The sequence below is a fragment of the Mahella sp. genome, assembly GCF_020054945.1.
In the GTDB taxonomy this organism is placed as follows: domain Bacteria; phylum Bacillota; class Clostridia; order Mahellales; family Mahellaceae; genus Mahella.
The window spans coordinates 1-22,271 of the sequence record NZ_JAIHAU010000025.1; the positions used below are offsets into that span (position 1 = coordinate 1).

Annotated in this window: 18 protein-coding genes and 1 pseudogene; all 19 read right to left on the reverse strand. The window is 46.8% G+C overall.

The window, feature by feature from the left end; genetic code table 11:
- Positions 1 to 212, reverse strand: a pseudogene (locus JG770_RS06375) (hypothetical protein); the annotation flags it as partial.
- A gap of 27 nt (positions 213 to 239) precedes the next feature.
- Positions 240 to 461: a NifU family protein gene (locus tag JG770_RS06380; protein WP_291956670.1), complete on the reverse strand. Its 222-nt coding sequence runs from the start codon at positions 459 to 461 to the stop codon at positions 240 to 242.
- Positions 462 to 561: 100 nt separating this feature from the next.
- Positions 562 to 3,042, reverse strand: a complete 2,481-nt coding sequence (gene leuS / locus JG770_RS06385; RefSeq protein WP_291956673.1) for a leucine--tRNA ligase — start codon at positions 3,040 to 3,042, stop codon at positions 562 to 564.
- 95 nt (positions 3,043 to 3,137) lie between these two features.
- Entirely contained in the window at positions 3,138 to 3,494 is a 357-nt protein-coding gene (rsfS, locus tag JG770_RS06390) for a ribosome silencing factor (RefSeq protein ID WP_291956676.1), read from the reverse strand.
- A 74-nt stretch (positions 3,495 to 3,568) separates the two neighbouring features.
- Complete coding sequence (locus JG770_RS06395) at positions 3,569 to 3,790, reverse strand: CLC_0170 family protein (protein WP_291956679.1); 222 nt, start codon at positions 3,788 to 3,790, stop codon at positions 3,569 to 3,571.
- 2 nt (positions 3,791 to 3,792) lie between these two features.
- Positions 3,793 to 4,881 carry an endospore germination permease gene (locus JG770_RS06400; RefSeq protein ID WP_291956682.1) on the reverse strand — a complete coding sequence of 363 codons (1,089 nt, stop codon included), beginning with the start codon at positions 4,879 to 4,881 and terminating at the stop codon, positions 3,793 to 3,795.
- 9 nt (positions 4,882 to 4,890) lie between these two features.
- Positions 4,891 to 6,072 carry a Ger(x)C family spore germination protein gene (locus JG770_RS06405; RefSeq protein ID WP_291956684.1) on the reverse strand — a complete coding sequence of 394 codons (1,182 nt, stop codon included), beginning with the start codon at positions 6,070 to 6,072 and terminating at the stop codon, positions 4,891 to 4,893.
- Complete coding sequence (locus JG770_RS06410) at positions 6,069 to 7,682, reverse strand: spore germination protein (RefSeq protein WP_291956687.1); 1,614 nt, start codon at positions 7,680 to 7,682, stop codon at positions 6,069 to 6,071. Before JG770_RS06410 ends, JG770_RS06405 begins: the two co-directional genes overlap by 4 nt.
- A gap of 61 nt (positions 7,683 to 7,743) precedes the next feature.
- Positions 7,744 to 9,741 (reverse strand): NAD-dependent DNA ligase LigA, encoded by a 1,998-nt coding sequence (ligA, locus tag JG770_RS06415; protein WP_291956690.1) that lies wholly within the window; start codon positions 9,739 to 9,741, stop codon positions 7,744 to 7,746.
- 15 nt (positions 9,742 to 9,756) lie between these two features.
- A complete protein-coding gene (pcrA, locus tag JG770_RS06420) occupies positions 9,757 to 11,913 on the reverse strand; it encodes a DNA helicase PcrA (RefSeq protein ID WP_291956694.1) in 2,157 nt (718 codons plus the stop codon).
- Entirely contained in the window at positions 11,913 to 12,230 is a 318-nt protein-coding gene (locus JG770_RS06425) for a YerC/YecD family TrpR-related protein (RefSeq protein ID WP_291956697.1), read from the reverse strand. The genes pcrA and JG770_RS06425 overlap by 1 nt, the downstream gene beginning before the upstream one ends.
- The gene (locus tag JG770_RS06430) at positions 12,230 to 12,982 is read right to left on the reverse strand and encodes a fumarylacetoacetate hydrolase family protein (RefSeq protein WP_291956700.1); all 753 of its coding nucleotides are present in this window, start codon (positions 12,980 to 12,982) and stop codon (positions 12,230 to 12,232) included. The genes JG770_RS06425 and JG770_RS06430 overlap by 1 nt, the downstream gene beginning before the upstream one ends.
- Positions 12,983 to 13,032: 50 nt before the next feature.
- Positions 13,033 to 13,977: a transketolase family protein gene (locus JG770_RS06435; protein WP_291956703.1), complete on the reverse strand. Its 945-nt coding sequence runs from the start codon at positions 13,975 to 13,977 to the stop codon at positions 13,033 to 13,035.
- Positions 13,970 to 14,803, reverse strand: coding sequence for a transketolase (locus tag JG770_RS06440; protein WP_291956707.1), 834 nt, complete (start codon positions 14,801 to 14,803; stop codon positions 13,970 to 13,972). The genes JG770_RS06435 and JG770_RS06440 overlap by 8 nt, the downstream gene beginning before the upstream one ends.
- 26 nt (positions 14,804 to 14,829) lie before the next feature.
- On the reverse strand, positions 14,830 to 15,663 hold the full coding sequence (locus JG770_RS06445) for a YitT family protein (RefSeq protein ID WP_291956719.1): 834 nt from the start codon (positions 15,661 to 15,663) through the stop codon (positions 14,830 to 14,832).
- A 64-nt stretch (positions 15,664 to 15,727) separates the two neighbouring features.
- Entirely contained in the window at positions 15,728 to 18,082 is a 2,355-nt protein-coding gene (locus JG770_RS06450; RefSeq protein WP_291956710.1) for an endonuclease MutS2, read from the reverse strand.
- A 19-nt stretch (positions 18,083 to 18,101) separates the two neighbouring features.
- Complete coding sequence (locus JG770_RS06455; RefSeq protein ID WP_291956713.1) at positions 18,102 to 18,461, reverse strand: cell division protein ZapA; 360 nt, start codon at positions 18,459 to 18,461, stop codon at positions 18,102 to 18,104.
- Between the two features lie 90 nt (positions 18,462 to 18,551).
- Positions 18,552 to 20,939, reverse strand: a complete 2,388-nt coding sequence (pheT, locus tag JG770_RS06460) for a phenylalanine--tRNA ligase subunit beta (RefSeq protein ID WP_291956716.1) — start codon at positions 20,937 to 20,939, stop codon at positions 18,552 to 18,554.
- 15 nt (positions 20,940 to 20,954) lie between these two features.
- Complete coding sequence (gene pheS / locus JG770_RS06465; RefSeq protein WP_363320944.1) at positions 20,955 to 21,977, reverse strand: phenylalanine--tRNA ligase subunit alpha; 1,023 nt, start codon at positions 21,975 to 21,977, stop codon at positions 20,955 to 20,957.
- Between the last annotated feature and the right edge of the window lie 294 nt (positions 21,978 to 22,271).

The following is a 22,271-nucleotide window of genomic DNA, read 5'->3' on the forward strand; positions in this document are numbered from 1 at the left end:
GAATTAAGTGCCTCCGATACTTCTTTATCATTTGGATCCAAAACTATCTGTATCGCTATACCGAACATGGTTCCGAGTATCATCCTTGCTATAGACCTTGAGAAATAATTTTTCGAATTATTCCTCAAACTGGTTTTAGTTAATATTTTCTCTTCTATCATATTTGATAATTCGTTAAATAGATATCCTAAATCCGAGAAAGGCGCTGCCATATGGCAGCGCCTTCTTCAGTACGAGCCTTATACAGCTACTACTTCTTTTACCTCAGGTACGCTCTCTTTAAGCGTTTCCTCTATGCCCTGTTTCAATGTCATCAGAGCAAACGGGCATGCGCCGCAAGCTCCGGTTAATTTAACCTTTACTACACCGTCATTTGCCACATCGACTAATTCGACATCGCCACCGTCAGCCTTTAAAGCCGGGCGTATTTTTTCCAATGCAGCTTCTACTTTTTCTTTCATAGGATTTATCCTCCTCTGCTTGAAATAATCGGTCAGCATATATTGCTATATCGCTGTACAGGTATTATATCATAGAAAACCTATCATTTCAATTATATTTTTATCTTACAACGATATTTACCAGTTTATCCGGTACAGTCACAACCTTTATCACAGTTTTATCAGCTATAGACGACGCTACTTTGGGCGACTGCATAGCCAGGCTCTTCATTCTGTCCTCATCGGCTCCGGCTGGCATCATGATCTTATCGCGCACCTTGCCGTTTACCTGTACCACTACCTCCACCTGCTGCCTTATCAGCGCATCGGCGTCGTATGTCGGCCACGATTGCAGGTAAAGGGCATCGTTATGACCTGTCATATGCCACATTTCCTCGGAAATATGAGGTACAAACGGAGCCAGCAACAGCAGCAACGTTTCCACCGCTTCCATCATAACGGTCGATGGGTTACCGTCAGTATCATATTGATACATCGCGTTGACCATTTCCATTATGGCGCTTATGGCGGTATTAAAGTTATAGCGTTCGGCTATATCATCGCTGACCTTCTTTATAGTATAGTTTATGATGTAGCGCAATTCTTTATCCGCGTCGCTTAACGAATCCATTTCGGGCTTTATGCGGCCGTTCTCCACCCACTCTTTTACGGCGTCCGCATATTGGTCCACCAGCCTCCATACGCGGTTCAAGAAACGGAAGCAGCCTTCCACGCTTTGATCGCTCCATTCCAGATCCCTTTCAGGCGGGGCCGCAAATAATATAAAGAGCCGCGCTGTATCAGCACCGTATTTATCTACTATATCCTCGGGGCTAACTATATTACCTTTGGATTTGGACATCTTGGAACCATCCTTGAGCACCATGCCTTGAGTCAACAGGTTGACAAACGGCTCATCCGCATTGACCAAACCTAAATCATGCAATACTTTGGTAAAAAAGCGTGAATACAACAGGTGCAGTATGGCATGCTCCACACCGCCGACATATTGATCCACCGGCATCCAATACGATGCCTTTTCTTTGTTGAACGCCTCTTTATCGTTTCTGGGATCGGTATAGCGCAAATAATACCATGAGGAACATACAAACGTGTCCATGGTATCGACCTCGCGCCGCGCCGGAGCTCCGCATACGGGGCATTTGGTATGCACAAAGCTCTCCGACGTAGTGAGCGGCGACTCGCCTGTACCCTTAAATACCACATCGGTGGGCAGCATAACCGGCAATTGATCTTCGGGCACCGGTACCTCGCCGCATTTTTCGCAATATACTATCGGTATGGGCGCTCCCCAATAGCGCTGACGGGATATAAGCCAATCTCTGAGCTTATAAGTTGTCTTGCGTCGGCCCAGCCCGTTTTCTTCCATATAGTTTATAACGCGTTCTATGCCGTCGCGATTGCCGAAACCGTTAAATTGGCCTGAATTTATCATAATACCGTCATCCTCGTATGCCTGCTCCATGTCAAAATCCTGTGCGGCATCAGCCGGTTTTATAACAGGTACTATAGGTAATCCATATTTCTTTGCAAATTCAAAATCCCTGCTATCATGGGCCGGTACTCCCATCACTACGCCGGTACCGTATTCCATAAGCACATAATTGGCTATGTATATGGGTATGCGCGCGCCGTTCATCGGATTTATAGCATATCGGCCGATAAATAGACCCTCTTTTTCGGCTTCGGTCGATGTGCGGGTTATTTCATCGAGTGTTTCTATCTTCTTTTGAAAGTCCTTAACCCGTTTATAATATGGCGTTTTCCTCGCTAATTTTTCTACCAGAGGATGCTCCGGTGCCAGCACTACAAACGATACGCCGAATATGGTATCCGGCCTGGTAGTGAATACCGTGATTTTTTCGTCCCCTGTATCCTCTATACCGAAGACAACCTCGGCGCCGTAGCTCTTGCCTATCCAGTTACGTTGCATGCTTTTGACCTTATCCGGCCAACCGTCCAGCTTATCTATATCCTGAAGCAATCTTTCGGCATAATCGGTAATTTTGAAAAACCACTGTTCCAAATCTTTTTTACCTACCGGCGTACCGCATCTTTCACAGCAACCGGCAACCACTTGTTCGTTAGCCAGCACTGTGGCACATGACGGACACCAATTAACGCGTGCCTTTTTCTTATAAGCCAGACCGTTCTTGTAAAACTGAAGGAACAACCACTGAGTCCATTTGTAGTAAGCCGGATGACAAGATGCCACCTCGCGATCCCAATCATAGCTTATACCCAATTGTTTAAGCTGCCGGCGCATATTGTTTATATTATCCCATGTCCATTTGCTGGGCTCCACACCGTTTTTTATAGCGGCATTCTCAGCCGGCAGACCAAATGCATCCCAGCCCATAGGGTGCAAAACGTTATAGCCCTGCATGCGCTTATAACGTGCTATGACATCGCCTATGGAATAATTACGAACATGACCCATATGTAATTTCCCTGACGGATATGGAAACATCTCCAGCATATAATATTTGGGCTTTTGATGATCTTCCGTCACCTTAAAAGCCTTCGTTTTTTCCCATTCTTCCTGCCATCGGCCTTCTATGGCCTTAAAATCATAAATCAATTATTGCGTAACCTTCCTCTCTTAATAGGCATCTATGTATCGACAAATGCTTCGAGCGTACTACCCGAAGCATTTGATAAATGCATCTTTATAAATTATGCTTTGGCGGCAACATGTATATTGTCGCTTTCACTCCATAATCTTTCCAGACTGTAGAATTCTCTTTCCTCCTGCCGAAATATATGAACTATGACATCGCCATAATCCATAACTATCCAGCAGCCTTCCCTGTATCCCTCCAGACGTCTGAGCGGAATATGACACTCATCCATCTTCTCTTCGATATAATCGCACAATGCCCTAGATTGTACCGTCGACCTCACGCTGCATATTACAAACTCATCCGCTATAATGGTCATCTCCGCCACATCCAAAGCGACTATGTCCTGCGCCTTTTTGTCATCCATCATGCGCTCTATCATCAGCGCCATCTCTTTTGAGTTCAATGCCAAAAAATCATTACCCCCATTTATTTTTGTTTACAAATATATTATACAACCTTTTGGCTTAATTGCAATATTATATCTTAACCGAATAATTTGGCCAATATCTGTATGATTATAAAGATAACCGGCCCGGCTATAATATATACAATACCTATGGCATGCGAGAAATGCGCTTCTTTGGTCAAGCCTTTATAGCGCATCTCGGGCACATCCACTATGATATTGAGCAGACCTATAACCACTACCATGAGCACCGTCCATACATTGTATATGCTCTTTGCTGCATCCATAATATCCGCCATATCTAGTCCTTCATCCCCCTTATAGCAGCTATTACATATAGAATTATCGGCATAATGAATAATATGCCTATACCATATGGCGTCAAAAACCGAAAGAACTCATTTGCTTCTATAATATTCTGCGGCATAAGCGCTATTATATATATGATCGGCACCAAAGGCATGATCAGCGGTTTATATTCGGTAAGGCCGAACATCTGCGACAGCACCAGCGCCACAGCCCACAGCAATGCCGCCACGGTAGGCAAAACCATCATCAGCCATAAACCTATGAAGATGGTCGGCAAGCGCTCTATGAACATGCCCGGATATTGGGCTGCCGAGAGCGCCGATACAGGCGGCGCAATGGATGTCTTTGCCCCGTTTGCCCCTATAACACCTATAGTAATCGATAGCACAAAGATCGCGATAAAGGCTACGATAGCAGAAGCATATAGAGCCTCTTTGACTATGCCCTTCGGCTTGCTTAGAAATGGAACTATGATAAAAAGAAGGCTCATTTCTTCCCAATCGGCAATTCCTTTTGCACCGGCTTTTAATATCGGTATAGGGCCTTCGGCCATAAAAGGCAACATATTATCGAGCTTCACCTTCGGTATACCAACCGCGAACACCAACAATATAAGCGGCAGAATGCTTATGCCCAGCAGCACTGACATGCGCGACAGCGGCTCTATGCCGTATCGGGCTATATATATGGCCACGGCCAAAAAAGAAAATGCTATAACCTCCATAGGTGTCTTATCCAGCAGCGTCAACTCTATGATCTCACACATGCCTCTAAGCGCCTGGGCAGACACACTCAACCAATATACGGCTAAAGCCAACGACAATACACATCCTATCGCTGGTCCCGTTATGATGCGGCTGTACTGGACAAATCCGTGTTTATAGAACCTCCTGCTCAAAGCGGCCATAGCCAGTATGCCCGGCAAAGCAAAAACATACCCCGTCAAATAGGCCAGCCACACATCCGGTCCAGTTTCCTGCGCTAAAAGTCGCGCATCTATCAGCGAACCAACCTCTATCATGGCCGCTATAAGAAAAAACATCGTCTCTTGTGCATTTATCCTATTGTTATTTTCAAACATACCTATGCCTCAATATTTCATGCCTATGCGCCGTATGTTAGCATCTACATCCACCGATACCGGCATGGACTCATATATATCATCCCACTCTTTTTCGATACCCTTCCATTCTTTGTTATGATGCTTTTCCAGATAGGAGCCGAAGCCTAAAACATCCGCTTTATATTGTTTCTGCAGTTTATCTATGGTAGCCTTTATTTCTTTTTCCAACTCTTCAGATACCGCTCGTTCGCATGCGGCAATGTAAGCCTCATCTGCGGTACTGCCGCTGTTTACCTCGGCAATATTGCCTTCCGTCCTTATTTCTATCGCTATAGAAGGCCTCTTACCTTCGAATTCGGCTTTCAGTTGAGTGTGCTCGTTATACATCTCAAACGTCATGGTTACGGCTCTGTTCCTCGGATCCCTTACCACTACCTCTCCGCCTTTTATCTGCCCCATAACGAACTGCGCGGCGCGGGTTTCTTGCTCGCCTAGCCATCCCAATAGCTTACCGTCCTTTATAACGCCGCTGCCGGCTATTTTTATGTCTTTATCTTCAGATATGCTTATCCGTCCGGTAAGCATGCTGGAGCCGTCACCGAGTTTATGCAGAAAGTCACAAAGATCGGTATCTATAAAGCGGGCGGTCTTAGCACCCTGCTGCAATTGATCTGCTATGAACATGGAGGCGGACTGGGCCATTTGCGGCTGGGCAGAGAGTATATCTTTTGCGGAGCCGTCGGCTATAAGCACCTTTATGCCGCGCGTGCTTTCAGGATCCCTCGCCCAAAAATCCAGTACGTCGAGCAGATTATGGCGCTCAGCTAGTTCTTTCCCTATGAGCAGTACCTTCTGGTGACCGAAGAATAACACGCGGTCGGAGCGTGTGGCCATTTGGCGCTCTATTTCAAAGAAACTTGTACCGGTGCTGCTGTACGTCCATGCCGGCTTTACCTGGCCACTGTTACCCCCGCCGCCACTTCCACTGTTCTGACTCACCATAGATCTAAATATAGGCATCTCCAATGTCAGCATGAACGGATTGGCATTATACCCTTCTATATCCTCCATCCCCTTATTCCCATTGCTTTCCGGTGCCACATCGGCGGCAGCGCCCAATACGAACGCGCGTTTATCTATCTCTACTTTATCCCAGCAGCCCGTTAATATCAGCATCAACGCCAGGCATAATGCCAACAGTTTTTTCAATGCTCGACGTTTCTCCTCTGACGCCTAACGTCATTTATCTTATCCGTATTCATGCGCTGTTCATTCTGTGTATGCATATAGCTCTCCCTTGTGCGCATAAATAGCCATGGCGCCCGTATTATGGTATCTTTAAGGTCTCTCAAATTCAGAGGTATCCAAGGCGCCATATATGGTATGCCGAAGCTCTTTAAAACTGACAGATGGCTGATTATCAACATAACGACCAATATGATGCCATATAGTCCCAGCGTAGCGGCCGAGAGCATTAAAATAAAGCGCAATATGCGAAAGCTTATGGCCAGATCATAACTCGGTATGGCGAAATTGGATATGGCGGTAAAAGCCACCACCACTACCATGGCCGGGCTGACTACATTGGCCGATACCGCCGCCTGGCCTATGATAATGGCGCCTACCACACCTATGGTTTGGCCCATGGCGCCGGGTAGGCGCATGCCGGCCTCGCGCAGAAGTTCCAGCGAGCCCTCCATAATGAAGGCCTCTATAAAAGCCGGAAAGGGCAATCCCTCCCGGCCTGCCGCCATGGATAACGCTAACGATGTCGGTATCATTTCAGGATGATAGGAAAGCATGGCGATGTAAAGCGATGGCAGCAGAAGGGCCGCAAAAGAACCTATAAAACGCGTAAGGCGTATAAGACTAGCCACAAGCCAGCGCTGATAATAGTCGTCGGGCGTCTGCATCAAGCTGTTTAATGTCGTTGGCACCAATAACACAAACGGCATATTGTCGACTATAATGCATATCTTACCATCCATGAGCATGGCGGCCACTTTATCCGGCCGTTCGGTGGTTTGAATCTGTGGGAATGGTGACATCCAGTTATCCTCTATAAGATGTTCTATAAAGGCGCTGCCGACGATATTATCGGCATCTATGGCGTCTAAGCGCTTATTGAGTTCATCGAGTACGTCATGGTTGACCATGCTCTCCATGTAGATCACCGCCACATCGGTCTTACTGCGGCGGCCAATATGATATGCCCTGATCTTAAGCTTCGGGTCGCGTATGCGCCGACGTATCAGCATCGTGTTGACGCGCAAGGTTTCGGTAAAAGCATCTTTAGGACCGCGCATGGTCGGTTCGCTGGTCGGCTCGTTTATCTGGCGGTGCTCCCATCCTTTTGTCTCCACTACGATACAGTTGGCCACCCCCTCTATAAATATAACCACATCGCCGATCATTATAGCGAAAAGCACATCATTCAATTGAGCCGTCCGGCGCATATTGCCCGTGGTTATGATCCTGTCCTGAGCATAACTGAAGGCATCGTCTTCATCCCTTATTTCGACGTTTGCCATGCGCGACTCCAGCATCAAGGGTTTGATGATGTATTCATCCACAAAGCCCATGTTGGTTAAACCATCTAAGAAGATCAGTTCGGCTTTCACCTTGCCGGCTATCTTGAAAGGACGATATATTACATCATCGCAGTCTTTGAATATAGTCTGCAACGTCTTTATATTCTTATCCAGACTTTTATCCAGTTTAATGCCATTGTATGAACCGCCGGCCGACGGAATGGTATCAGCGGAATTATTGCCCAGTACAAAATCTTTAAATTTACAGTATATAGTGGATAAATGCATATAAAAATCCTCCGTTACAGATAGTAACATCTACGTTAAGTATCTGCAATCGGAGGATATATTATTCTTGTCCGATCAATTGTTCGAATTCTTTTTGGTCTATGACCCTTATGCCGAGTTGGCGCGCCTTATCCAATTTGCTGCCAGGATTATCTCCGGCTATAACATAGTCGGTTTTTTTACTGACGCTGCCGGTTACCTTGCCTCCCAAGCCTTCTATATTTTCGGTAGCCTGTTCACGCGTATATTTGGAAAACGTACCAGTCAACACAAATGTAAGGCCGGCCAATGGGGCATTGCCTCTTTGCTTTTTATCGGCCGTTAAGCGCACGCCGGCCGTTTCCAAACGTCTTATCAGATCCTTGGTCTGCTCCTGCTTGAAAAAAGTCACAACGCTCTCGGCGATCTTGGGTCCTATCTCCGGTATGGCGGTAAGCTGTGCCTGGTCAGCCTTCACAAGCTCATATATGTCGCCAAATCGTTCCGCCAATATAGATGCGGCTCTTGTGCCAACCAGCGGTATACCCAAAGCATATAGCAGTCGCGCCAAGCCCCTATCCTTGCTGGCCTCTATGGCATTTATAAGATTTTGGGTTGATTTGGGCCCCATGCGCTCCAATTTTACGAGATCCTCGTACTTGAGATAGTATATATCGGCTTCATCGCGTATGAGCTTTTTATCCAAAAGCTGCCGCACAACAGCAGGTCCAAGTCCCTCTATATCCATAGCATCGCGTGACGCAAAGTGTATAAGCCCGCGCTCTACCTGGGCGGGACACGATACCCCCGTGCATCTTCTGGCTGCTTCTCCATCTATGCGCACGGCATCGGAACCGCATATGGGGCATTTATTCGGTATCTCAAACGGGCGTTCGTTGCCGGTGCGTTTCTCTTTTATGACCGATACTACTTCGGGAATTATATCGCCGGCCTTTTGCACCAGCACATGGTCGCCTATGCGTATATCCTTTTCTTTTATGTAATCCTCATTGTGCAGCGTGGCTCTGGAGACGGTTGTTCCCGCCAGCCTGACAGGTTCCAATACAGCCGTCGGCGTAAGCACACCTGTTCTCCCGACCTGTACGATTATATCTCTTATAATCGACTCCTTACGCTCAGCCGGAAATTTATAAGCCACCGCCCAGCGCGGCGTCTTGGACGTGTTACCCAGTATCTCCCGTTGGCGCAAGCTATTCACCTTTATCACAAGACCATCGATCTCATATGGCAGCTCATACCGCTTGCCTTCCCATAAACGGCATTGTTCTATGGCCTCATCTATGGTATCGCACGGTATGAGGTACGGCATGATCTTAAATCCTTGTTCTTTGAGAAACATCAGGCTTTCGATATGCGTTTCAAAAGTATATCCCTCTATGCGCTGCAGGTTGAATACAAATATATCAAGATGGCGTTGTGCTGTGATGACCGGGTCGAGTTGGCGCACCGAACCGGCTGCGGCGTTGCGCGGATTGGCGAATAAGGGCAAGCCGTCTTTTTCCCTCTGCTCATTAAGTTCGTGGAAGTACTTCTTAGGCATAAAGACTTCGCCGCGTACTTCCATGTTTATGGGCATTTTCAAGCGCAACGGTATCGAACGTATCGTCCTTAAATTGGCTGTGACATCCTCTCCGACAAGTCCATCGCCGCGCGTAGCACCGCGGATAAACAAACCGTCCTGATATGTAAGCGCCACCGACAGGCCGTCTATCTTAACCTCCAGCACATACTGCACATCCTCATTCAGCGCTGCACGCACGCGCCTGTCGAAGTCCCTGATCTCGCTTTCGGAGAATACATCGTTCAAGCTGAGCAGCGGCACGCTATGAATTACCGGCTGGAATTGGCCGGACACCTGACCGCCTACCCTCTGTGTGGGCGAATCAGGTGTTATAAGCTCCGGATATTCGGACTCCAGTTGCTCCAATTCGCGCATCAGAGCATCGTATTCGGCATCGGATATCTCGGGATTATCGAGTACATAATACATATAATTATGATGTTCTATAATCCGCCTTAATTCATTCACGCGTTGTATTACATCTTCTGTAACAGCCATATTTCACCTCGTATGCTATATCGGTTCTATCGGTGCATATTTTACCAATAATTGCTTTACACCGCCTTTGGGAAACGCCACTTTGAGCTCTATATCCTCGCCGCTACCTTTCACTTCCACTATAGTGCCTACACCGAATCGCGGATGTTTTATCTTCTCCCCCAATTTATAAGATGCTTTGCCATCGGCATCGCTCTGAGCCTGTGTTTTGGTAACAGCTATGGAATCCTTGTCTTCAATGGTCTGGCCTACCCCTTCGAGCAGTTCCTGCGGTATTTCATCGAGGAATCGGGACGGTATGCCATCCATTATATTGCCGAATATCATACGCTGCCCGGCATATGTCATGTAAAGTTGCTGCCTGGCACGCGTTATAGCCACATAGCACAGCCGCCTTTCTTCTTCCATCTGGCTTTCCTCGTTAAATGCGCGGCTACTCGGAAAAAGGCCTTCTTCCATACCCGATATAAATACCACGGGGAATTCAAGCCCTTTAGCGCCGTGAATGGTCATAAGCACTACGGCATCGCCATCTTCCGACAGTTCATCGGTACCCGATATAAGCGCTACATTTTCCAAAAAAGCCTCCAACGTGGGCTCATCAGCCGAATTTTCAAATTCTTTAACCGCTGACACCAGCTGCCCTATATTATCTATACGCGCCTTGGCCTCATCGGTATCCTGTTCTTCCAATGCTTTAATATAGCCTGTGGTATCCAGCAACTGTTGTATGAATTCTGACGGCTGCAGCAATTCTTTCATAGCCATAAGCTGCACCATAGCATCGGCAAAAGGCCTTATCCTGTTCTTAACCCTGGATGATATGTCATCTATTTGATCTATATTCCATATTATATCGAAAAGCGACTGCCCGCTTTTTTGTGCTAAATCCTCCATGGCACGTACTGTAGCATCGCCTATGCCGCGCTTCGGCTCATTTATTATGCGCCTCAGACTGACACTGTCCATCGGATTGACTATAACGCGCAGATAGGCTATGATATCCTTTATCTCCTTGCGGTCGTAGAAACGCAAGCCGCCTATTACTTTATAGGGTATGCCGGCATAGACCATATTCTCTTCTATGGCCCTGGATTGGGCATTCATGCGATATAATACCGCAAAATCCCCATAGCTGCGTCCGTCATGCTGTACGCCTTCCAGTATACGGTGGCATATGAATTGGGCCTCGTCATGTTCGTTATAGGCCGCATAGCATTTTATGCGCTCTCCCGGTTTATTGGCGGTCCATAATTTTTTGCCCTTACGTCCTACGTTATTTCCTATAACGCTGTTGGCCGCCTCAAGTATATTCTGCGTGGAGCGGTAATTCTGCTCCAGCTTTATCACCTTGGCATCCGGAAAATCCTTCTCGAACTCCAATATATTGCGTATATCAGCGCCGCGCCAGCCGTATATGCTCTGATCATCATCGCCCACGACACACAGATTTTTATAGCGGCGCGACAACATCTGCACCATCATATATTGAGCATAATTGGTATCCTGGTATTCATCCACCAGTATATACTTAAACTTTTGCTGATAAAAATCCAGTACATCCGGGCGCAGTTGAAACAGCTCTACGGTCTTCATTATGAGGTCATCGAAATCCAACGCATTATTTCTTTGAAGTTTCTTTTGATAGAGGGCGTAGAGCTGGGCTATCTTGTCGGCTCTAAAATCGCCGCCGAAATATTTAAGGTAATCAGCCGGTCCTATCAGGTTATTCTTGGCGTTGCTTATCTTCGCTTTTATATCCCTATCGGGAAAATATTTGTCGTTAAGGGCCATTTCCTTTACACATTCTTTTATCAAAGCAGATTGATCGCTGTCATCAAATATGGTAAAGTTGCGCTCATACCCTATCTTGTCTATCTCACGCCTCAATATGCGAGCGCAGCACGAATGAAAGGTGCTTATCCATATATCCTTCGATGTAACGCCAACCAGTCCTGCCACCCTCTGTTTCATTTCATCCGCGGCCTTATTGGTAAATGTTATAGCCAGTATATTCCATGGCGATACGCCTTTATCGTTTATGAGGTGGGCTATCCGATAAGTCAACACCCTCGTCTTGCCGCTGCCGGCACCGGCCAGCACCAAGAGTGGCCCTTCTGTATAAAGCACAGCTTTTTGCTGCTGTTCATTTAACTGCTTCAGGTAATCCATCAAGCATCGCCGTCCTGTTCGGAATTCAATCGATCCAATATAAGCTGATACCCTCCGGCACCGTATTCCAGACATCGGTTGACGCGGCTTATAGTGGCAGTACTGGCTCCTGTTAGCTCAGCTATCTCATTATATGTTTCTCCATTTCTCAGCATCTCGGCAACCTCTAAACGCTGGGCCAATGATTTTATTTCATTGATGGTGCATAGATCTTCAAAAAACCGGTAACATTCATCGATATCCTTCAACTGAAGTATAGCCTCAAACAGGCGATCGACAGTCGTATTCTTTATTTTAGATTCATAAACCACAGCCATCACCTCACGTAATTTTCCAGCACGCCTATACCCTCTATTTCCACTTCCACAATATCGCCGGGTTTTATGGGTGAAATGCCTGAAGGCGTACCTGTAGCTATAACGTCACCTGGCAGCAATGTCATGACCTTGGATATGAAACTGACCAATTCCTCCACATTATGCAGCAAAAATGACGTATTGCTGCTCTGTTTCACCTCTCCGTTGACTCTGACCTCCAGATCCAAATAATGTGCATCCATCCCTCTCGCTATCCACGGCCCCATCGGCGCAAAGGTATCGAAGGATTTGGCCCTGGTCCATTGGCCGTCTATTGATTGCAGATCCCTTGCCGTCACATCATTAAAACAAGTAAATCCGAATATATAGTCACTGACATCCTCTTCTTCCACGTCTTTGCATTGCCTGCCTATGACCACCGCCAGCTCGCCCTCATAATCCACCCTTTGCGACATAGTCGGACATACTATATAATCCTTATGCCCTATAACGGCCGTCGACGGTTTTATAAAGAGCACCGGGTCTTTCCTGGTCTCTTCGGTCATCTCGCTTATATGATCGGCATAATTCAATCCCACAGCTACTATTTTACTCGGCAGGCACGGCGCCATGAGCCTTACTTCATCGAGCGAAAAACGCTGCGTAGTAACCTCATAGCTGTCAAATACGTCGCCTTTTATACGGCGCACCGTATCGCCATCGGCTATGCCATAAGACACGAGATTGTCTTTCGCAAATCGCACTACCCTCATCTTACACCTCCTCATCTATCTGACATTGCGGTAAACCGCGCTCATCGGCATCATGGTTTGTGCTGCAACAGCGCTTTGGCCTCGTCGGCTATATCATCCGGCGTAAGCTTATATAGTTTGAGCAAATCATCGGGTTTACCCGATTGACCGAATTGGTCATACAGGCCCATACGTTTCATTATAGTCGGCCTATATTCCGAAAGCACCTCGGCCACAGCACCACCCAGACCACCGTTTACCACATGTTCCTCTACTGTAAGTATGGCTCCGGTTTCCTCGGCGGCTTTTACGATTATATCTTTATCTATCGGCTTTATAGTGTGTATATCTATCACTCGGGCGTTTATGCCCTCTCGGCTCAATTTTTGCCTTGCCTCCAGAGCATTGCCCACCATCATGCCGGTAGCAATAATAGCTATATCATTGCCCGGAGCCGTCTCCACGCCTTTGCCCAGCTCGAATACATAATTATCCTTATCGTATATGACCGGAACGGCCAAACGACCAAATCTAAGATATACCGGACCGTCGTATTCAATAGCCGCTTTTACAGCAGCGCGACTTTCCACAGCATCAGCCGGGCTTATGACCACCATATTGGGCACGGCTCTCATAAGCGCTATATCCTCTACAGCCTGATGTGAGCCGCCATCCTCACCCACCGTTATTCCCGCATGGGTAGCGCCTATTTTGACGTTAAGCTTAGGATAGGCTATGGAGTTGCGCACCTGCTCGAAAGCACGCCCGGCGGCGAATATGGCAAAAGTGCTGGCAAATACTATTTTACCTGTGGTGGCTATACCGGCAGCCGTAGCCATCATATCGCTCTCGGATATTCCCATATTTATAAATCTGTCGGGAAATTTTTTCTTGAACTCTTCGGTTTTGGTAGATTTAGACAAATCGGCGTCCAGCACAATTATATTTTCATATTGTGCCCCGAACTCGGCCAGAGCCAAGCCGTAAGCCTCTCTTGTAGCTATCTTCTCAGACATTTATCTCTGCCCCCAGTTCTTTTAAAGCTTGTTCCTTTTGCTGTGCATTAGGCGCTATACCATGCCATCCGGCCTGACATTCCATGAAGGATACGCCCTTACCTTTGACAGTTTCAGCTATTATTACCGTAGGTTTGCCTTTGGTGGCTTTAGCCTGCTCCACAGCCTCTAATATCTCATTCATATCGTGGCCGTTTATATACAATACATTCCAACCAAAGGCCTTGAATTTCTCATCCACCGGCTCCGGCGATTTCACATCAGTGACAAACCCGTCTATTTGCAAATGGTTATGATCCACAAATGCCGTGAGGTTATCCAGCTTATAGTGAGCCGCTGTCATGGCCGCTTCCCATACCTCACCCTCTTCTAATTCGCCATCGCCTAAAAGGGCATATACGCGATAATCTTTTTTGTCTATTTTGCCTGCCAGCGCCATCCCGTTTGCCGCCGATATACCTTGCCCCAATGAACCGGTCGACATATCCACGCCAGGTGTGCGTTTCATATCAGGGTGACCCTGCAATATCGAACCTACCTGCCTCAATGTCCACAGATGATCCCTCGAAAAATAACCTTTATGGGCCAACACCGCATACAGAGCCGGAGCGGCGTGCCCTTTGGATAACACAAGCCGATCGCGATCCGGCCATTTCGGTTGGTCAGGCCGTACGTTCATCACTTCAAAATATAACGCCACCAATATATCGGTTGCCGACAGTGAACCGCCGGTATGACCTGAATTAGCCGATGCCAATGAGCAGATGATATCCGCCCTTACCTGCTTAGCTTTTTCTTCCAGAAACTCAATTTTATTCTGTTGCATACTTCTCCTCCTATATAATGTAATATCTAAAAGCCTTCACCGTGCACCTCGCGGGCATCGGTTATTATAAGAAAGGCTTTGTTATCTATAGCTGTTATGATTTCTTTAAGTCTTATAACCTCTGTGCGGCTGACCACACAGAGTATGACATCTTTCTTCCTTTGCGTATAAGCACCTCGTCCTTCTAACAGTGTAACACCTCTGTCGATATCATGCAATATGGCTTTGGATATTTCATCTGCTTTATCCGATACAACTATAAAGGCTTTGGAACTGCCCAAGCCTTCTTGAATAAGGTCTATAACATATGAACTGATAAAAAGCGCTATTATCGCATAAAGCGCCTGCTCCGGCCCGAATACCGTACCCGCCAACGTCACCACGGCGGTATCTATCATAAACAGCAACCAACCCATGGTAATATAAGGCATAAATTTATGCACTATTTTGGCTGCCAGATCAGTCCCTCCTGTAGTGGCGTCCGAACGAAACACTATGCCGAGACCTATGCCCATAATTATGCCGCCGTATACCGATGCCAATATCTCATTATGTGTCAACGGCTGCAATTTTATGGCATCTATGAAAAACGAGAGCAATACCGTAGCTATAAGCGTCTTAAATCCAAAACCAGCACCATGCACCTTTACGCCGGCCAAGAACAGCGGTATGTTTAATATCAGCATGGTGGTGCCCACAGGAAATTCAAATAAGTAGTATAGAACTGTAGCTATACCGCCCACACCACCAGGCGCTATTTTATTCGGTACAAAGAAGAGATTAAAGGACAGGGCTACTATGAGGGTACCTACAATAATGCCAAGATAATCATAAAAGACATCTCTATACCTGCGCCACATATCCGCCAAGCATTGTCTCAAATGCACACCTTCTTTTCACGAATCTGGTAATATTATATACATTTTATTTCAGTTTTACCACCGTAACGCCCATTTCACCTTCGCCGTAACGGCCCGTCCTATAGGACGCAACATGCGGATGATGGCGCAGGAAATTCTGTATACCGGTGCGCAACACGCCTGTACCTTTGCCATGTATTATAAAAACCTCTTCCAATCCGCTTATAGCCGCATCATCCAAGTATTTATCTATATTGGCCAACGCTTCTTCCAGCATCTGCCCTCTTACATCTATTTCTAATCCAATATCTCGCGAACGGGGTGTGCCGGCTGTCTTACCTGCCGGCTGGATTTTGACTTGCTCTCCATGTTCAGGCAATTCCGCGAGATCGGATAAGCGTGCCGCGGCCTTCATTATGCCAACCTGTACCTGCACATTGCCGTTGGCATCGGGCGGCGTGAGGATAAACCCGTTAGCTCTGAGCGGAACTATATATACCTGCATACCAGGCCTAACATCCGTAACCGGTTTATATTGCTCTTCAACCCCCTGCTCCGGATTTAGCTCATCTATTTCCTTTTTAAGCGTCGCGCGCGCTTGTTCTATTGTCTTATTAGCCTCTTTCGAAGCCTGCATCTGTGCGTCGCGCAATTCTTTGATTATTTGATCGGCCTGGCTCTTGGCCCGATTTAATACAACCTTAGCCTCTTGGCGAGCTTTGTGTATTATATCGTTTCGCTTTTGTTCGAGCTGCGCGTTTAATTGCTGATACTTTTGCTCCAACAGGCGTGCCTGCTCTAGTGCCTGCGCAGCCTCCGCGCGTTCCTTTTCGGCCATGTGGTGCTGTTCTTCAAGCTTGCCTATAACATCTTCAAAACGCAGGTCGCTTTCATTTAGCAAAGCCTGCGCCCTTGTCAAAACTTCATCGCTCAGCCCCAATTTACGCGATATGATAAAGGCATTGCTCTTGCCCGGCACACCTACTATAAGGCGATACGTTGGCCTTAGCGTTTCTACATCGAACTCCATACCGGCGTTTATCACGCCAGGCGTTTTTAACGCATATGCTTTAAGCTGACTATAATGCGTGGTAGCCGCCACTATAGCGCCTTTATGCCTTAGTTCATCCAATATGGCCATGGCCAGCGCAGCTCCTTCGGTAGGATCAGTACCGGCACCCAGCTCATCAAGCAGCACCAATGAGCGATGATCAGCCGAATTTAAAATATGCACTATATTGGTCATATGCGATGAAAATGTGCTGAGGCTTTGTTCTATACTCTGTTCATCACCTATATCGGCATATACACCTGTAAAAATCCTTATCTGTGTGCCGCTGCCAGCCGGTACATGCAAGCCAGCCTGAGCCATAAGCGTAAGCAAGCCTATGGTTTTAAGCGTTACGGTTTTACCGCCAGTATTTGGTCCGGTAATTATAAGCTGAGTAAATTGACGGCCTAATTCCAAATCTATAGGCACTACTTTATCAGCATCGATGAGCGGATGTCGGGCTCTTTTAAATATTATGCCATCATCTTCTGTAAGCAGCGGCCGTACAGCGTTCATCTCAATGCTGAACCGGCCCTTGGCAAATATTAAGTCCAATTGAGCGAGTATGCTCAAGTCGTTCAGTATATCTTCGGAGTGCTGGCCGATCATATGGCTAAACGAAGCAAGGATACGCTCTATTTCCTCCTGCTCCTGAAGCATGTATGTCCTCAAGTCATTATTGGCCTCCACCACCGCCATAGGCTCTATGAACAGAGTCGCCCCGCTGCCAGACTGGTCCTGTATAAGCCCTGCAAAACCGCTGCGATATTCCTGCTTTACCGGCACTACATAACGACCATTTCTTATGGTAATTATAGGATCTTGCAGCATACGCTGATACTGAGCAGAACGTATTATATCGTTTAATTTATCCCTTATCCTTTGATTAGCCTGCGCTATATGCCGCCGTATATCCTTAAGCTCCGGCGTGGCATCATCGGCTATCTCATCCTCGGATAATATACAGCGATATATCTCATCTTCCACAACCTTCATGCTGTGGAGGCTATAACAAAGATCTGCTATAAGGTCTGCGTTTTCATTATCCTGCACATAACCTTTCATCAGTCTGGCCGTTTTTATCACAGATGCTATATCGAGCAGCTCTTTAGGCCTTAAAGTAGCGCCAACAGAAGCGGCATTAACAGAATCCTTTACATCCTTTATGCCTTCCAGCGGCGGCAATCCGAGCCGCCGAATATATGATACCGCTTCATCAGTCTGACGCTGCCAAATGTCGATGGTATATTTATCCAGCGAAGGCAATAAAACCTCTGCTGCATCAGCTCCCAATGCTGAAAAAGCTTTGGATTTGAGCTTTTGAATTATCTTGTCGAATTCTAGTATTTTTAGGGTTCGATGGTCCATTTATTTTTAAAAAGAAGCCCTAGGCATTGCGTTGTTCGCTAGCCGGGGCCTGATCCTGCCTCTCTGTTTTTTTGTATTTCTGATTTATGTCATAAAGCTGCGGCGACCTGCTCAAAGCATCTTTGAGCCTTTGAACCTCTTTCTCTAGTTTGCTAGTGCGTTCTCTTTCTTTCAGAAGCTCGTCGGCCACATTCAGCGCCGTAAGTATAGCCAGCATGGTGGTGCTCAGGTTAGGATTTACCTTTTCGATATCTTCCATTTTACGATCCACATAAATAGCCACTTTATGGATGTATTCCTCAGATTCGGAAGCCTTCATGACATATTCTCTGCCGCGAATCTTAACGGTGGTACGGGTCTTGGTATCGACTTTATCCATTTCTCCACGGCCTTTCTTTAATATCGAATAATCTATTTCTATTATACATCACCACCATCTAATAAACAATACTTTTGTCGAATTTTGTAATTATCCGCGCAATTGTGCTCCTATTTGCTCTTTTAAAGCCTTTATTATGCGCTCTTGGAGTTTATCCACTTCCTGATCAGTAAGCGTCCTATCAGGGGCTCTGTATACTATGGAATAAGCGACGCTCTTATACCCCTCCGGAATCTGAGAGCCCTCATATACATCAAAAAGTTTAACATCCTCTATGAGTTTGCCGCCGCTCTTTTTTATTACATTTTCTATATCTCTAGCCAACACGTACTTTGGAACCGTTATGGCGATATCCCTTTGTACGGCCGGGAATTTGGGCAGAGCAACATAGGTCCTATCCAAGGTGCCGTTGTCCAATAACATATCGAGATCCAACTCGGCTATATAAATTCTCTCCTCTATATCGAAATTATCCAGCACATCGGGATGAACCTCTCCCATAACACCCACCACATCGGTGCCAAAACCAACCTCAGCCGTTCTGCCGGGATGAAGGCCATCGCGTTGGGCAGGTGAGAAGTATACGCCTTTTATAGCTAAAGCCTCTAAAATGACCTCTATTATACCCTTTAATGTAAAGAAATCGGTGTTCCCATAGAGCCCTATGGCTAATCGCATAGGCTGCCGCGGCAATGTGATCGGCGGCAGTTCATTTGCCAAAAATACAGGGGCCGTCTCAAACACGCCAAATGAATCCACCCCGCGGTTTATATTACGCACCAATACCTCCAGCATCGATGGTATTAAAGTAGGACGCATGAGGCTCTGATCTTCACCTAACGCATTTTTTATAGTTACCGGCTTAAATGATTCATCCATTTTTATCCCGGCTTGTTTGAGCTGCCTATATCCGGTAAAAGAATAGGTATTTACCTCATACAAGCCGCACGCCGTCAGCACATCCTTTATATATTCCATAAGCTGTTGCTTAACATTGCGCCGTCCCACCGATATGCCGCTCTTCATAAGCGTGGGCTTTATCCTATCATAGCCGTAAAAGCGCGCCACCTCTTCGGCCAAATCAGCCATCTCCACAACGTCCTGCCTGAATGACGGCACTTTTACCGACATACGGCTATCATTGCACTCTACTTCAAAACCGAGCGGGATTAGCATAGCCTTCATCTCATCCGCTGCAATAGTAGTACCTAACAAGGCATTTATGCTTGCGGCATCCGTTTGTATTACGCGCTGTTCCGGCTTAACCGGATATACGTCTATAACCCCTTGCATGGGCGTACCGGCTTCCAACACATTAAAAAGTTCAGCCGCCCTATTCAGTGCCAGCATGACCAGCTCGGGGTCCAATCCTTTTTCAAAACGCGACGAGGCTTCGGTTCTCAAGCCCAGCTTACGCGACGTATTGCGCACACTGACTTTATTGAAATTGGCCGACTCCAATAATACGGTGCGTGTATCATCGCTTATCTCGCTGTTGGCTCCGCCCATAACGCCGGCCACGGCCACAGGGTTCATACCATCGGTTATCACAAGCATATCGCTGTCCAGCCTGCGCTGCACGCCATCCAGCGTTTCGAACAGCTCTCCGTCATGTGCCGTTCTAACCACTATTTTATGCTGTTCTAATCTGTTCAGATCAAAAGCGTGCATGGGCTGGCCGCATTCGAGCATAACATAATTGGTTATATCGACCACATTGTTTATAGGCCGGATACCTGCAGCCTTAAGCCTGTCGCGCATCCACTTCGGCGACGGGCCTAGCTTTACGTTGGTTATAATGCGGGCGGCATATCTTGGGCAAATCTGAGGGCATTCCACTGTTATGGACGCTGCTGTTTCCACCATCTCAGAGCCTTCTTTTACCACCGGAGCCAATGCATTGAAAGGCTTCTTAAAAGTCGCGGCAGCTTCGCGCCCTATCCCCATTATTGACAGACAATCCGGCCGGTTTGGCGTTATCTCAAAATCTACAACCGTTTCCTCTAACCCCAGCACTTTTTTTATATCGGCACCCAATTCATACGGCTTATCCAATATCAATATGCCATAGGTTTCAGCTCCCGGATAATCCTCTTCGGTAAGACCGAGCTCCTTACCGGAACACATCATGCCTTCCGACACTTCTCCGCGCAATTTGCCGCGTTTTATTTTGACACCGCCGGCCAGATCTGCTCCATGCAAAGCCACCGGTATGTAATCACCCGTCTCTATGTTATCAGCCGCAGTGACTATCTGTACTACAGAGCTACCTATGTCCACCTGGCAGACCTGCAGGCGATCGGCGTTGGGATGCTTATGCCGCTCTATAATGCGGCCTACCACAACGTTGTTTATTTCTCCGCCGATCTGTTCCACAGTCTCTACCTTGCTGCCGCTCATGGTCATACGATCAACAAAATCTTTTAATGATACATCTATATCAACGAAATCCTTTAACCAGCTCAACGGAACTTTCATCTATTATCCTCCCGATCAAAATTGCTTTAAAAATCTATAGTCGTTTTCGAATAACAAGCGCATGTCGTCTATGCCGTACTTAAGCATGGTCAGCCTATCCAGACCAAGGCCGAACGCAAAACCGCTGTATTCATCCGGATTTATGCCCACGGTGCGCAGCACATTAGGATGCACCATACCTGCTCCCAGCACCTCTATCCAGCCCGAGTAACCGCATATGCGGCAGCCTTTACCGTGACACCACGCACATGTGACATCGACCTCGGCACTCGGTTCGGTGAACGGAAAATAGTGCGGCCGAAATTTTGTCTTGGTATCCTCTCCGTACAACGCTTTAGCGAATACATCCAATACGCCTTTTAGGTCGCCCATCGTGATGCCGTGATCCACCACCAGCCCTTCCATTTGATGAAATATGGGCGAATGGGTGGCATCCACCTCATCAGAGCGATAGACCCTACCCGGAGCTATTATGCGTATAGGTGGTTTATGGCTCTCCATGACCCGTATCTGCACGGGCGATGTCTGCGTCCTCAAAACTATATTATCGGTTATGTAAAAAGTATCCTGGAGATCTCTCGATGGGTGGTCTTTGGGGATATTCAGCGCTTCAAAATTGTAATAATCGTATTCTACTTCCGGCCCGTCCGCTATCTCAAAGCCCATGCCTATGAATATATCTTCTATCTGGCGGCGCACTATGCTGAGCGGATGCCTTTTGCCTATAACCGGCCTTTTGCCAGGTATAGTGACATCTATGGTCTCGGTCTCCAATCGGCGCTGCCTTTCCGCGGCCTTTATCCGACGCTCTTCATTATCCAGCAATGCCGCAAGTTCTTCTTTAAGCCTGTTTACCGCCTGCCCGGCGGTCGGCCGTTCTTCCGGCGGCAAATCGCCCATGCCCTTTAACAGTAAAGTGACAAGACCTTTCTTGCCCATATATTTAATCCTTAAAGCTTCCAAAGCTTCAGAATCGCTTATTTGTTTTAATTCGCTTGCAAATTCCCGTTTTAATTCGTCCAATTCATCATGCAGCATCTGCAATATTTACTCCCTTCGCAACGCATCTCGCGGATATTACCCGACTTCGCAAACATCAAAAGGGCCAAGCTATGTTGGCGACCGATTTTATGCGGCAAACCACGATTTGCCGCACCTGTTTATCGATATCAAGGTGTTATAACTATAATAGCAGATTTAACGAAGGAAGGCAAGCTGCCTTTCATCCCATCCCACGGCAAAAGCATGAAGAAAAATTATTCCAAGGGATAATTTGCCACTAAACATTTAAAGGTCTTTATGATAGGATATTGTTCATAGATTTTTTATATG

Coding starts and splice junctions, on each gene's coding strand:
- JG770_RS06380 (WP_291956670.1), bottom strand. CDS start 461: ATGAAAGAAAAAGTAGAAGCTGCATTGGAAAAAATACGCCCGGCTTTA.
- JG770_RS06395 (WP_291956679.1), bottom strand. CDS start 3,790: ATGGCGGATATTATGGATGCAGCAAAGAGCATATACAATGTATGGACG.
- JG770_RS06400 (WP_291956682.1), bottom strand. CDS start 4,881: ATGTTTGAAAATAACAATAGGATAAATGCACAAGAGACGATGTTTTTT.
- JG770_RS06410 (WP_291956687.1), bottom strand. CDS start 7,682: ATGCATTTATCCACTATATACTGTAAATTTAAAGATTTTGTACTGGGC.
- ligA (WP_291956690.1), bottom strand. CDS start 9,741: ATGGCTGTTACAGAAGATGTAATACAACGCGTGAATGAATTAAGGCGG.
- pcrA (WP_291956694.1), bottom strand. CDS start 11,913: ATGGATTACCTGAAGCAGTTAAATGAACAGCAGCAAAAAGCTGTGCTT.
- JG770_RS06425 (WP_291956697.1), bottom strand. CDS start 12,230: ATGGCTGTGGTTTATGAATCTAAAATAAAGAATACGACTGTCGATCGC.
- JG770_RS06430 (WP_291956700.1), bottom strand. CDS start 12,982: ATGAGGGTAGTGCGATTTGCGAAAGACAATCTCGTGTCTTATGGCATA.
- JG770_RS06435 (WP_291956703.1), bottom strand. CDS start 13,977: ATGTCTGAGAAGATAGCTACAAGAGAGGCTTACGGCTTGGCTCTGGCC.
- JG770_RS06440 (WP_291956707.1), bottom strand. CDS start 14,803: ATGCAACAGAATAAAATTGAGTTTCTGGAAGAAAAAGCTAAGCAGGTA.
- JG770_RS06445 (WP_291956719.1), bottom strand. CDS start 15,663: ATGTGGCGCAGGTATAGAGATGTCTTTTATGATTATCTTGGCATTATT.
- JG770_RS06450 (WP_291956710.1), bottom strand. CDS start 18,082: ATGGACCATCGAACCCTAAAAATACTAGAATTCGACAAGATAATTCAA.
- JG770_RS06455 (WP_291956713.1), bottom strand. CDS start 18,461: ATGGATAAAGTCGATACCAAGACCCGTACCACCGTTAAGATTCGCGGC.
- pheT (WP_291956716.1), bottom strand. CDS start 20,939: ATGAAAGTTCCGTTGAGCTGGTTAAAGGATTTCGTTGATATAGATGTA.
- pheS (WP_363320944.1), bottom strand. CDS start 21,977: ATGCTGCATGATGAATTGGACGAATTAAAACGGGAATTTGCAAGCGAA.